Genomic DNA, 12,995 nt, shown 5'->3' on the forward strand with positions numbered 1-12,995 from the left:
GCTAGACAGTCTGTACATATGTGAACAGTAGTCCAGTCAAAAAGCGACCAGAGGTGTCGTGTTTGAAAAAGAAGAGGGCTACATCTTAGTCGCTGGTGCGGAACCTGCTGTTTTGAACCAATACTATTGTTGCCAACGGCGCGACCAGTAAAACGACTGCAACGCTAATTAGCAGATTGCCGAGTTGGGAATAGTCGGCGGCGGTCAGTTGTGTGCCGTCTGCCGAGGTGACTTCGCGGGTAACTACAAATATTTCATTCAGATACCGCGTCCCTAGATTTGAGGCGGAAAGGGCCAAATTCACAAACGATGCCATCACGGCAAAGAAGGTGGCCTTTAGATTGCTTGGTGCATTGCGAGCAATCCAGGCGAGCAGGGGGATCATCGACACCTGTCCCAGCGGCGATTCCGCCGCGGTATCCACAAGCGCGATAAAGCGAGCGTCAACGATGCCGTTGGTGGCGGCGGCCGTCCACTCATGCAGGCCGTAATACAATGCGATATTGGGTAGGCTCAAAATGGCCTCGGCGAGGGCCAGAAAGGTGACAATCCATGCAATGGAGCGACTGGCCATCATAGGACGAAGGACGATCATACCCGCCAATGTTAGAACCGAGGCGATCAGCGACAATACAGACAGAAACTGCTGGTCAAATCCCAGAACGTCAATTTCGAACCATGTGGCTGCAGCACCTTGCAGCGGAGTTGCCCGGTACACAAAGATAATGATTGCTGTGCCAATCAGTGCGCGTGCTTTCTCGGCAGGCAGGACATTCAGAAGTTGACGCATCAGCGCCAGAACGATTGCCATTGAGCCCGCAAAAACGATCTCTTGCGAGAACGGCAAACCGCTAAGACCCACACCTAGGGACAATGTCACGAACATTGCGCCGCCGATAAAGTACCAATGATTGACGCTTACCGGTTCTCGGGGCATTTCCATGCGTTTGCGAATTTCGGAAATGCCTAATCCTGCACGGTGAAGCTGCGCTTTCCCGTGATGGCCTTGCAAAAATGCAATGAATATCCCGCCTAGTGATAGACAAGGAAGGATAAGCGCTAGCGTAAATATGTCACCGTATATGGCCGCCTTGTCGACTTGGGATAGAAATTCGACGCCCTCGAATAACGCAACATTAAGCGCCGCAGCGGCGCTTGACCCTGCTATCAATGCAATACGGCCAAGGGTCTGCATCGTGGTGTGCACGCTGCGTGCGATGGGTGCAGGCAAAGTATGTCCGTCGCCGTCGGTGTGCGGGACTGCCTCGACGGACATGGCATCGGCGACCACATCTTGCAAAACAAAGCCAGTCGGGGCCAGTAAAACGGCAATGACGTACCAGATATTGGTCGACAACACGCTATTCATCTCGTCGGGTCTGGTAACAAGGCCAATCATGATTGCGTAACTGAATGCCATCAAGCAAGCACCCAGCAGAATGAGCCAAGCCTTCCACCGCCAGATCAAATCTACCAGATGGCCCAGAGGCATTTTAAGCGCCCAAGGGAGACCTGCCCAGAACCCCAAACCGGCAAGAAATGCGGCAGACAGATCTAGGTATTCTTTGACAAAAAACGACGCGGCAACCGACGTGAGCCCCTGTGCGCCGGCTGCAAAGTAAATCATCAACGGTGGTAAAAATGACCATCGCATTTGCCGCATCAGATCTACAATTACGCGATCGATCCATGCGGCCAGTGCGGTCATTTCAGTGGGCGAATTTTCAAACCGGTGAGGCGATTCCCAGACTTCTCGGTCACTTCAAAACGAAAGCCATGGAACGAGAATACTTGGCCTTTGGTTGGGATGATCTGGGCCTCGTGTATCACTAGTCCCGCCACTGTGTTTGCTTCGTCGTCTGGTAGGTTCCATTCCGTCGCGCGGTTCAAATCTCGGATAGTCATGGCGCCGTCGATAAGGTAATTTCCGTCCGGCGCCTTTTTGACCGGGGTTTCGTCATCCGGATCAAACTCATCGGTGATCTCGCCGACAATTTCCTCCAGAATGTCTTCTAGTGTGATCAAGCCTTGCAATGAACCATATTCATCAACGACTAGGGCAAAGTGAGCGCGTTGCCGCAAAAACTGCCGCATCTGATCGTCTAAAGGCGTAGTTTCGGGAATGAAGTATGGGGGCTTGGCCACCTCCGAGATCTGGAAATCCCGTAGCGGCGTTGCGTTGCCTTCAGAGCCACCAATCTGCGCATACATCTCGCGCAGCAAATCCTTGGCATGAATTACGCCAATGATGTTCTCGGGCTCATCCCGATATAGGGGCAGGCGGGTATAGGGTGAGTTTAGACATTGCTCCAAGATCACCTGTGGGTCGTCGGCAAGGTCTATCATTTCGATGTTCGATCGGTGGAGCATGATTTCTTCCACAGTCCGTTCTGAGAGATCCAGCGCGCCCAGAATTCGGTCGCGGTCTTCCTTCTCCACCATTCCCTCGGAATGGCCTAGTTGTAGGGCACCAGCGATTTCTTCACGAAAGGCAAGAATGTTGCTGTTGGGATCGATCCTAACACCGAAAACACCTAGGACGCCACGCACCAGAAAGCTGACTGCGCTAACAAACGGGGCAAGTAAGGTGACCAACAGACCAATGATAGGGGCGACTGTGGCCGCTGCTTTTTCTGCGTTTGAGATCGCATATGTTTTGGGCAGGACTTCAGCAAAGACCAAGACCAACAGGGTCATAACCAACGTTGACAAGGCAACGCCGCTTTCACCAAACATACGGGTGAACATAGCTGTTGCCAGTGATGCAGCCAAGATATTGACCAGATTGTTGCCCAGCAGAACTGAACCAATCAGCCGCTCACTGTCCTCGGTGACGGATAGCGCGCGCTTTGCCCCGCGCGAGCCCTTGTCCGCCTGTGTGCGCAACTTACCGCGAGACGCAGCTGTCAGGGCCGTTTCAGACCCCGAGAAAAAGGCGGAAAGAACCAATAACAGAAGAATGGTGCTGGCAGAGATCCAAAAGGCGCTGTCAAGAATGGTTGAAGTGGTTTCCATGAATAGTCCAAGAATTACGATACAAGGTAAGTTTATGGGGTGCGTTAGGGCCCTGTACAAGCCCTACGGTTCGGGTTCGCTTTCATCCTGGGCTAAGGGGTGATGCTGAAGAACCAACTCACTGAGCCGAGCATCTAGAACATGAGTATAGATTTCAGTGGTAGAGATATCCGAATGGCCCAACAAAGTCTGAATTGCACGCAAGTCTGCACCGTTGGCTAGCAAGTGTGTTGCAAACGCATGCCGCAGAGTGTGGGGAGTAACTTTCGCAGGGTTAAGGCCGCCAGTGACAGCTAGATCCTTTATCAACTGGTAGAACCAGTGACGCGTAAGGTGGCCGGTTTTCCCACGGGATGGGAACAGAAATGATGACGCGGTTTGCCCTGCTGGGGTCCGCTCTTCTTCTAGCCTATCACGCTCTTCTAACCAGGCCGCCAATGCCTGCCTAGCCGGAGGTGACAGTGGAACCATTCGCTCTTTGTTGCCCTTACCACGGATCAGCAACATACGAGGATCCCCTCGCGCTGCCGAGGCTGGAAGAGAGACCAGCTCAGTCACACGCATGCCGGTGGCATATAGCAGCTCCATCAAGCAGGTATTGCGAAGTTTTTCGGATGGGTTGCGTCCAGTTTGACGCGCCGCGTCTAGCAGGCGATCGACCTCGATCACCTCCAACGTTTTGGGTAGCGCCTTGGTTCTTCCTGGGCCGCGGATCTGGATGGCCGGATTATCTGTTCGCCAGTTCTCTTCGAATGCAAACCGGTAAATCTGCTTTACCGCAGACAGACGGCGCGCTCGGGTAGACTTGGCTAATCCCTGTGCGTCACAGTAGATCAGGTAGTCTTCAATGTCTTCGCGCGTGGCCGATGCAATGTTGACCTCTTCGCGTTCCATCCAACTAACAAAGTCCTTGAGGTCACGGCCGTATGCCAACAGCGTATTGCGAGATGCCCCCAATTCAGCCGCTTGCGCGTCAAGGAATGTAGAAACCCACTGTAGGGCGTCCCGAGGAGCCATCTTACGTCCTTTCCAGCAATATCAACTGCAAAGCCGCACGGCGGGCGGTATCCTCTAGTCCAACCGCGCGGAACGTAATCAGGGCAGCACTCAGGTCAGATAGGTTTCCAGTGGCACCTTGTTCAAACATCTGCATGCTGCGCAGAATTGCCTCGCCTAACTGACCACTATCCAAAAGGATCTGCATGTCTTTTGGCAGCTGAGCCTCAGTATCGAATCCCTCTCCAATCGCTTGCTCCAAGTCAGTTGTAGCCGAGACACTGTTGGGTTTTCCTTGGGCCAAAGCGGACAAAAAACGGTTCTTTCGACTGTCTTTTGGAATCGAAACTGCAGTTGAAGCATATGACGGTGACAACAAACGAATATACCATGCCAGCTCAGCGGTGTCGCCGGTTAGGGGAACAGCGGCGATCTGTTCAGAGAATAAGTCGGCAAAGGCAACCTCGATCCGGGCTTCGCCCATCGCTTGCCACACCAAGGGCAGTGTTTTTGCTACGGCATCAACACTCTCGGTGTTCAACGCTGTTTCAAACTGCTGAAGCGCGGCAACCCGATCCCAGATGCCGCCTGACGCAGCAGGGAGCCGGTCTGTATAAAGCCCCAATAGTTGGTTTGGATTTAGGGCGCCAATACGGGTTAACCGTTCGGCTGCTTCCAATTGAGCCTTCCAGCCCGCGATATCGCGTAGATCTGCAGAGGCAAAGGCCCGTGGCAGAGGGGCAGTGGACATGCGCTCGCCTATTGTCTCAAACAACCGGAAGGTCAAAGGCTCAGGATCCTGAGGCCTGGGAAGTGGCGGCGCCAGTTCAAAGACATCCGGGCTTAAAAATCGATCTAGCAGATCAAGTTCCTGTTTAGGCAACAACTCCAACGCATGTGTCGCTTCCAGCGTTAGCGCGGCGGTTTGCCAGTCCCCCCGACGGGCGGCACAGAAAATACGAGCTGAGTATTCTGGTGATAAGTAGGGCTTAGCGGTCAGGGCCGCACAAGACCGGTCCTCGTCCCCGGTAAGCAGTGTCGCGTCAAACCAACGTTGAAAACGCTCAAGGTTCTTGGCTGGTCCTGCCTGCTCGGCTAGGGCTTGGGCTGGGTCAGTAGCGCCTAGTTCCATCAGGCGGTCTAGGCGTGCTAGAAGGAATTCATCACTCGACCCACTCGGGGGGCGGGTTTCGGATAGAAGCAATGTGAACAACAAGGATTGCATTGCTGGACTGTCCAAAACTACGACTTGGCCAATTAAACGCGACAAGGTTTCTGAGCTACTGCCCTTCCATAAGTCGACCGGCAAACCGGTGGCCGAGGGGGGGACTAAACCAACCGGCACCAACAGTTTTTCCAAAGGTGTAACCACAATTTTGGGCTGCAGTGTTGTCCCCGCGACTGGTGGCTCCAGCAACACAATTCCCGGCAACGTGGAATCTGGTACCGGCTGTTGCAGCCAGCTAATGGCGGACAAGGGGTCAGTTGCATGGACGACACCGGAAAGGCATAGCCATGCGACTGAAGACAGGAAGGCCTGCTTAATTGGCATCTAATACCACCGGTTTTCTAACTTCTGTGGTTGGGGCGCTAAAATCTGCTCCAAACCACGGGCCAACATATGCATATGCGATTAGTCCTATAACGCTCAGAATTAAAACAATAATCAAGTATTTGATAATGCGCCCCATGGAGTATCCTCTGCCCTTCGTCTTGGTGTTTTGCTCAAGTTATATATAGCCTTTTCGACAAGATCACGTCATTCACACAAGAATGAGCGAAAATGAGCAAAAACAAGATGTCGAAGCCGCCACTCCTAAGCCTGGGATTCTGAAAAAGACCATTGTGATGGTTGGGATGATGGGGGCAGGCAAGACCGCAGTAGGCCGCGCACTGGCCGCGCGTCTTGATGTCCCATTTCTTGACAGCGACCACGAGATCGAGGCCGCTGCCAACATGACAATACCAGAGATATTTGAACGTGACGGTGTCGAGTATTTTCGAAAGAAAGAAAGCCAAGTGATCTCTCGGTTGCTGGCCGAGGAACGGGGCGTTCTGTCAACCGGCGGCGGCGCGTTCTTATCCGAAGAGAACCGGGAAATCATAAAAGAAAATGGCGTTTCGGTTTGGCTGCAAGCTGACCTGGAAGTGACATGGAACCGGGTCAAACATCGCAATACCCGGCCGTTATTGCGGACCGACAACCCCCGTAAAACGTTGAGCGAGTTGTATGACGCGCGCGTGCCCATGTATGCCAAAGCTGATTTGCATGTGCCCTCGGATGGGCAAGTTACAATTGAGGAAATGGTAGATCGGGCGCTTCAGGCGCTGAAAAATCGGCCCGATGTATTGGAATGGACATAATGGAAAATACTGTACACGTAGATCTTGGTGATCGTTCGTATGATGTGGTGATCGGCCCGGGTCTGTTGGCGCAGGCGGGTGAGCGGATTGTTCCACTACTGAAGCGGCGTCGTGTGGTGGTGGTAAGCGATGAAACCGTTGCGGAACTGCACTTGGAAACACTGCGTGCGGGTTTAGCCGCTGCGGAAATTGAAATGACGGCTTTGTCCCTGCCCCCAGGCGAGGCCACCAAGGGCTGGCCTCAATTCAGCCGGACGGTTGAATGGTTGCTGGATCAAAAAGTCGAACGCGGCGATGTTGTTGTTGCTTTTGGCGGTGGGGTCATTGGCGATTTGGTTGGATTTGCAGCCGCTGTTTTGCGTCGTGGCGTGCGATTTGTTCAAATCCCGACCTCACTATTGGCGCAGGTTGACAGTTCCGTTGGCGGTAAGACGGGTATTAATGCGCCTCAGGGGAAAAACCTGATTGGGGCGTTTCACCAGCCATCCTTGGTTCTGGCTGACACTTTTGTCCTAGGCACGCTAACGGCCCGCGATTTCCTTGCCGGTTACGGCGAGGTCGTGAAATACGGCATGTTGGGTGATTCCGAGTTTTTCACTTGGCTTGAGAAAAACGGACCACTTTTGGCTGACGGCGATATGGCAGCACGGGTCGAAGCCGTAACTCGGTCGGTCCAGATGAAGGCTGACATTGTTGCACGCGACGAGACCGAGCAGGGCGATCGGGCGTTGCTGAACCTTGGCCATACCTTCTGTCACGCCCTTGAGGCGGCAACTGGATATTCAGATCGACTACTTCATGGTGAAGGTGTCGCCATCGGCTGCGCTCTTGCCTTTGAACTATCAGCTCGGTTGGGACTTTGCAGTCAGGAGGACCCGAGCCGAGTGAGGGCACACCTGAAAGAAATGGGGATGAAAACTGATCTCTCGGACATTTCCGGTGAACTTCCCTCTGCTGAAGAGCTGGTTGACTTGATGGGGCAGGACAAAAAGGTCGTCGATGGTCAGCTAACGTTTATCCTAGCTCGAAATATTGGCGATGCCTTTGTGACTGGCGATGTTCCTTCGGACACAGTTCTCAGCGTCTTGAAAGATGCGCTGGCCAAATGAGTTGAAGGTGAAACCAAAAGTTTCACACTCCGTTCTCATCAAGGGCTTAGCTTTAAAGGTAGCAGGCAAGACAATGACTTAGTTTCTGCTACCCCAGTGCCTAGCTGGGCAGGTGTATGTTGAATTTGGTTCTCAAGATCTTGTCAGTTTCAGCATCAAATCGAGCGGCAGAGCGCGTGCTTAGAATTTTTTCTTTGCGGGCTGTCGCTCTTTGCACCAGATCCGGCTTTTCCTTTTCTTCCCATTCCTTAGGCGAGCTTCGGTCACCAAGACTAGGATAGACATAGTCGACCTGCATGCGGCTTAGTGTTTGGCTGGTGCCAAGATAGTGACCGGGTCCGCCAATACATGTTTCGCGGATCTGATCTACAGCCATTGTTTCGTCACTCACTTCTATGCCACGAACACACCGAAGCGCTTGCCCAATTAAATCGTCGCTAAGGATCAAAGATTCATGGCAGAATCCCAGTAAGGACGCGTGCATTCCCGCCGCTTCATATACCATGTTAAGCCCGGACAGGCCTGCCATCACGGCCGAGCACATCTGTTCCCAGCCAGCCTGCATGTCCGGTAGCTTGGAGTCGGACGCACCAGCCGCAGCGCCTCCGGGTATGCCATAAAATTTGTGCATCTGGGCACAGCCAGCCGACAGCAGGGCTTGCTCGCCCGAGCCTACAGACATTGATCCTGTTCTTAAATCTAGACCAAATGGCCACGTGCCAAAAATTGCCGGCGCACCGGGTTTGACTGCATTGACATAAACTAGACCGGCCAGACATTCGGCACAGGCTTGAACAATTGCGCCTGCAATGGTTGATGGCGCCGTTGCCCCCGCCATACCTGCCGACAGCAACAGAACGGGCATTCCTCCGATGATGCATTTTTCCATGACCTCACAGCTCTCGGTCGCGAACTTCATAGGCGGCACGACAAAGCAGTTGGTGTTCGACACAAACGGACGGTCTCGCCATTTGTCTTCGCCGCCAGCTATTATGTGAAGCATTTCAATTGCGTCATCGACAAATCCCGGCTCGGTGAATGACACACCCACATGTTTGGTTGTGCCGGATGTGGTGGCATAGATAGAGTTCAGGTCCATCTCACGGTTGTCAGGTATGTCGCGACAGATCATTGGTCGCTGGAGGAAATGAATATTGTTTAGGCTATCTGCTATCCGGGCGGCATCGTGAAGGTCCTGAACTGTAGAGTCACGGTATTCACGCCCGTGTACGTCGACCATGCTGACTGCTGCACCGGCAGTGCCGTAGTGGACCCGGTTGCCTGATAGTTCGAGATCGGTTTTTCCATCGCGACTAAACAAAGTGACAGAACGATTGGCCTTGGCAATTGTGTCTTCAACCAATGCTCTTGGGAACCGGATACGGCCGTCACTCCCTAAAATGCATCCAGCATTGGTCAGGTAGTCAATGCCACTTTGTGGAGCATCAGCAAGTCCGATGGTTTCTAGGGCGGTCAACGCAGATTGATGGATACGTTCCATATCATCTTGGGTAAGCGGTTTGAGTGTGCCCCCCTCCATACCCGGGTAAACCGAACGAAGATGGTCAGCGACAGGGGCCGCACGGGCGGCACGCCGCGCCGCGCGGCCTCCGCTGCGGGCGGCGCGGGTGGCGGGTTTTGGTTGGGTGTTCATAGCAAAGCCTGTTTTTTGAATGGATCTGAAGGGTTTCAGATCCGAACAGGCCGACCTCTGGCTGCGCGACCACGGGCCGCGCCAATCGTGCGGTAGATCAGGCTGATATAGCACTGTTCTTTCTGCATGGTTGCTCCAATCTCATTGAGATCAGAATGCCAAAGGCAAAATCGCAAACTGTTCTATTTGCGACGAAGATGAAAAATGCGACAAGAATTTCAGCCATGGACTCTATCCCAGTTGCGAACAACAAAGGGCTGGCAAATGCCAGCCCTTTGTTTTGATTGGTGAAACAGAACAGAGTTTACCTATGCTATTTGGTCAATCTCAGAACGGTAATGGTAACAAAAACGTCGGAGAGGCTGTGTGAGTGAGTGCCTTAAGGTCTTTATTTAACTGTGTTAAGTTTTGATCCCGCACTTCGAAAATCTACAAATTTTGCAGATTTGGTCGGTTTATGGCCTGAGAATACGTCTGTCATGGTCAAGCTTACAAAAATCAACACTTTCGAATTCAGGCTGCGTGATCTTCAATGCTCACCTTCGGAGTTACGCATCGAACTTAATTGAAAACGCTAAGCTAACTTTGAGGGATTCAGATTACACTCCAAAATCAAAAAGTCTGGATGAGTACCTCTCGATCAGGCATTTCACATGTTGTCCGCATGCGTCCCTTCTCTTGAGCCAACCTCTTTGCGAAGAAAGAAATTCGGTTGACCTTTGGGCATCGGAATTCCGGCGAAAGTAGAAATATAAGTTTGCCATTGCCCTATCCATTGCCCACAAATCCTTGGAAGAACAAATCGCATATTCGGTGAGAGTTGTTGACTTTGCGCAGTCATAGCTTGGACCTGTTAGGCCAGTAGAAAGGCCATCAGCTCGAAGGTTAGCCTCTCCCATAAGGCACCAGCGAACAAAACCATCTCGTTCCAGCTCTGCTTTCACTCTTGATGTGTATTCACCTAATAGAGGGGCGAAGGCCTCTCCGCCAAACACGTTATGGCCATCCTTTAATGTGTATTCTGCCTGTGATCTCCAAAACCGTTCATCAACACGGAACAAGTTCCCGCAGTTATTTGCCAAACCAAAGTATTCGACAACCTGGCGTGTGATACGTCGCGGTGTCGGCCTCTCTGCCGCTGTGGTGACGTCAAATCCATCCTGTATGTGCACATCGATATCGAGAGCTTGTGCAATTTCGGGGGTGATCGGTAAGAGCGGTTCGTTTGGCCTGGCAGCAGTAAAATACTCTATGGCTTGTCGGCTCAGTCCAACCTCGTTGAGGAAGGCACCGATCATGGCGTTTGCCATTCCGGATTCGGGCACCTCCAAACTGCCGTCTAAGTTGTTCACCAATCGGTATGCAGCATGAACACTTATATCTGCGTTAGGGGACATGTATCTGCGAACGCCGGAAACCCAAATTACAGCACATATTGAGTGGCAGCCTTCGCCATCCAGCACTAGCGTTGTAAATCCACGTATGGCAATCTCAGCCCCTATAGAGATCTCAGTGTCGACATCTCCGCCAGAAGATTCCAACGCTACGGAGGCCCGCTCTGCTTGTTGGGCAAGTTTGTAAAAAACGGCGTCGTCGCCAGTTTGGATCTGACCGCGGATAACGATCAACTTCTGCCCTGGCACAAGGCCATCAGCTATATCGAATTCAGCCGCAGCACTGCCCTGAGCAATCAGGTAAATGCCCATCAAGAAACACCAAGTGTGCGCCAATATTCTCAAAGCCATCAAGGCCATCCTAGATCTCATCCGGAAATTCAGCAGCCGCTGCTTCATCTATGCGCTCTGCCTCCTCTTTTCTTTTAGAGATAGTCTCGTAAAATTCTTGAGTCTCAAAATCACTGAAGAACTCAGCATCTGGCGCCAAGCGAGTAACGGCCTCTTCAACTTCATCGACAGTTACCCGGAAGAACTCCTTGCGGATATTGGCGGCGCTAATTCGACGATCTTCGTACTCGGCATGCAGGGTGTTCTCCAGTGCAGGGGCATCTTCGCTGTAGATCATTGCGTGCGTATCAAACAGGAATGGCACGCTCGCATCTCCCAGCTCACGCACCCTATCATATGGCTCAAGGCGACGGGTCATGCCAATTTTGATGACATCCTCGCCGAAGGATCCAATGTTTGAGATAATATGTGCCATTTCTAATAATTTATTGCAGACAAAAGGTCGGCGGTCCATTTTGCCGTTGTTTAGTTCCGGACAGGACATGTAGCTAGTAGCTATTAGTGGTTGTATTTGCCAAGATGCGGCCGACCTGCTGTGATCTAAATGGAGTCGACCATGACTGACCTTGTACTACTGACGTTCGGCGATGATGAAATCGTCCGTTGCACCAGCCTCAATGATGCCAAGGCCAAGGTGGTCGCCCGCGCCAAAATCTCAGATAAGGTTTCAGTCAAAATAACTCCAGCCGGCGGCGGACCTGTTACTTCTCTGAAATTTGACAGCTCCTCCGGCGATTGGTTGCCTGATTTTTGAAGTTGGCCTTGCAATTATCTTGCTGAGCCCGTTCTGGCAGTTCAAAAATTACATTAACTTGTGACCAAGGATGAAGCGAGACTATGCCATCAAGTGGACAGGACAACTACTCATTTTCTCGGCTATTGGGTGACCTTCAGCCGGGTGCTACGCATATAGTAACTGGGAAAAACGGTGCTGGAAAATCTAGGTTTTTCAACCACTCCACTACACAAATTTCAGAAGAGTTGCTTAACGGTCGATCTAAGTTTTCCCGCCTACTTTGCATGGCTGGCACCATGCACGACAAGTACCCTAGACAGATTTACATGAGTAAATCATTGGATGACGAGAGTATCGTGTACCTGGGAAACAAAGTTAACAACAACATGATATCGGACATCGCGCCTTTTCGAGTACTACTGCGCTCCATGCTTAATCCTTCCAATCCAGCATATCGGAAATCGGATTTTTTGTCGCACCTTCTCTCGCGGATAAATCTAGGGACAAATGTGAAGTTGAAGTTCAGGTATGGAAAAGGTCGAAAAGGAGCCGTCATTGACACAGTTGAGACCGAGTATTCCATCGACCTTTCGGACCCTTACCAACTAGAAGTTGAGGCATCGAATTTATTGCATCACGTAGAGAAAGGAGACCTATTGCTGTCCGACATGAGTTTTGAGAAATCAGGCCAGTATCTTGGCCTGCCTGACTTGAGTTCCGGAGAAAAACAGTACATTTTATCGTTGCTTGGAATTGTTTTTTGCGGCGCAGCAAAGTCTGTCGCATTTTTTGATGAACCAGAAAATTCGCTCCACCCTTCTTGGCAGCTTCGGATTGCGAGGGATTTATCTCAAGCGATGCAGGAAATCCATAGCGGCTCAACATTGGTTATTGCTACTCATTCCCCTCTAGTAGCGAGTAGCCTTTCTAATGGTAACGTTTACCTTTGCGACCTTCCAAATGATCAAACTTGGACTAAAGTCAATATTTACGGTCGGTCTAGCGACACCGTCTTAAGGGACCAGTTCCATCTATTTTCTGCTAGGTCGCCAGAAGTCACAAAAGTCATAAATTCTTGCTTGTCTCACATAGCAAAAGGTGAAGAGGCCAGCGCAGAATTTGTCTCAAAAAAAGAACATTTGAGAGCATTGAGAATCGACTTGAAACAGGACGATCCGCTCGCAGATGTTGTCTCCACGATACTCGGATTGTGACACTCAATGGCTATCCTAAACCCCGTTTCCAGATCCGTACTAAATACGAGGTCAGCCAAGAAACTAGCTGTGCGTCGGCAGAGTTTTTGGGTCCAAAGGCGGCCTAAACTAAGTGAGAGTTTGGCTCATCTGGTTGGTTTGATTATGCGGCGCGTTGCCTGT

Annotated in this window: 11 protein-coding genes; 4 read left to right on the top strand and 7 right to left on the bottom strand. The window is 51.6% G+C overall.

What is annotated here, in order from left to right:
• Positions 1-85: 85 nt before the first annotated feature.
• From DL239_RS18700 to DL239_RS18715, 4 genes are all read right to left on the bottom strand, one after another.
• Positions 86-1,708, bottom strand: coding sequence for an MFS transporter (locus tag DL239_RS18700; protein ID WP_167685622.1), 1,623 nt, complete (start codon positions 1,706-1,708; stop codon positions 86-88).
• On the bottom strand, positions 1,705-3,015 hold the full coding sequence (locus DL239_RS18705) for an HlyC/CorC family transporter (RefSeq protein ID WP_167685623.1): 1,311 nt from the start codon (positions 3,013-3,015) through the stop codon (positions 1,705-1,707). Before DL239_RS18705 ends, DL239_RS18700 begins: the two co-directional genes overlap by 4 nt.
• Positions 3,016-3,078: 63 nt before the next feature.
• Positions 3,079-4,032 (bottom strand): site-specific tyrosine recombinase XerD, encoded by a 954-nt coding sequence (locus DL239_RS18710; RefSeq protein WP_167685624.1) that lies wholly within the window; start codon positions 4,030-4,032, stop codon positions 3,079-3,081.
• A gap of 1 nt (position 4,033) precedes the next feature.
• The gene (locus DL239_RS18715; RefSeq protein WP_167685625.1) at positions 4,034-5,563 is read right to left on the bottom strand and encodes a hypothetical protein; all 1,530 of its coding nucleotides are present in this window, start codon (positions 5,561-5,563) and stop codon (positions 4,034-4,036) included.
• Between the two features lie 221 nt (positions 5,564-5,784).
• On the opposite strand from DL239_RS18715, the gene DL239_RS18720 reads away from it, so the two are divergent.
• Both DL239_RS18720 and aroB read left to right on the top strand, forming a co-directional pair.
• The gene (locus DL239_RS18720) at positions 5,785-6,375 is read left to right on the top strand and encodes a shikimate kinase (RefSeq protein ID WP_167685626.1); all 591 of its coding nucleotides are present in this window, start codon (positions 5,785-5,787) and stop codon (positions 6,373-6,375) included.
• Positions 6,375-7,484 carry a 3-dehydroquinate synthase gene (aroB, locus tag DL239_RS18725; protein ID WP_167685627.1) on the top strand — a complete coding sequence of 370 codons (1,110 nt, stop codon included), beginning with the start codon at positions 6,375-6,377 and terminating at the stop codon, positions 7,482-7,484. The genes DL239_RS18720 and aroB overlap by 1 nt, the downstream gene beginning before the upstream one ends.
• A gap of 100 nt (positions 7,485-7,584) precedes the next feature.
• On the opposite strand, the gene DL239_RS18730 is transcribed toward aroB, so the two are convergent.
• The 3 genes from DL239_RS18730 to DL239_RS18740 form a co-directional block, all read right to left on the bottom strand.
• Positions 7,585-9,138 carry a trimethylamine methyltransferase family protein gene (locus DL239_RS18730; protein ID WP_167685628.1) on the bottom strand — a complete coding sequence of 518 codons (1,554 nt, stop codon included), beginning with the start codon at positions 9,136-9,138 and terminating at the stop codon, positions 7,585-7,587.
• Positions 9,139-9,737: 599 nt separating this feature from the next.
• On the bottom strand, positions 9,738-10,883 hold the full coding sequence (locus DL239_RS18735; RefSeq protein WP_167685629.1) for a lysozyme inhibitor LprI family protein: 1,146 nt from the start codon (positions 10,881-10,883) through the stop codon (positions 9,738-9,740).
• 10 nt (positions 10,884-10,893) lie between these two features.
• Positions 10,894-11,337: a GIY-YIG nuclease family protein gene (locus DL239_RS18740; protein WP_240932003.1), complete on the bottom strand. Its 444-nt coding sequence runs from the start codon at positions 11,335-11,337 to the stop codon at positions 10,894-10,896.
• 102 nt (positions 11,338-11,439) lie between these two features.
• Between DL239_RS18740 and DL239_RS18745 the strand changes: the two genes are divergently transcribed.
• Together DL239_RS18745 and DL239_RS18750 are read left to right on the top strand one after the other, a co-directional pair.
• Positions 11,440-11,637 carry a hypothetical protein gene (locus tag DL239_RS18745; RefSeq protein ID WP_167685631.1) on the top strand — a complete coding sequence of 66 codons (198 nt, stop codon included), beginning with the start codon at positions 11,440-11,442 and terminating at the stop codon, positions 11,635-11,637.
• An 83-nt stretch (positions 11,638-11,720) separates the two neighbouring features.
• Entirely contained in the window at positions 11,721-12,833 is a 1,113-nt protein-coding gene (locus tag DL239_RS18750) for an AAA family ATPase (protein ID WP_206188528.1), read from the top strand.
• The last annotated feature ends 162 nt before the right edge of the window (positions 12,834-12,995 follow it).

Origin of the sequence: Parasedimentitalea denitrificans (assembly GCF_011813015.1) — a bacterium.
GTDB classification, from domain to species: domain Bacteria; phylum Pseudomonadota; class Alphaproteobacteria; order Rhodobacterales; family Rhodobacteraceae; genus Parasedimentitalea; species Parasedimentitalea denitrificans.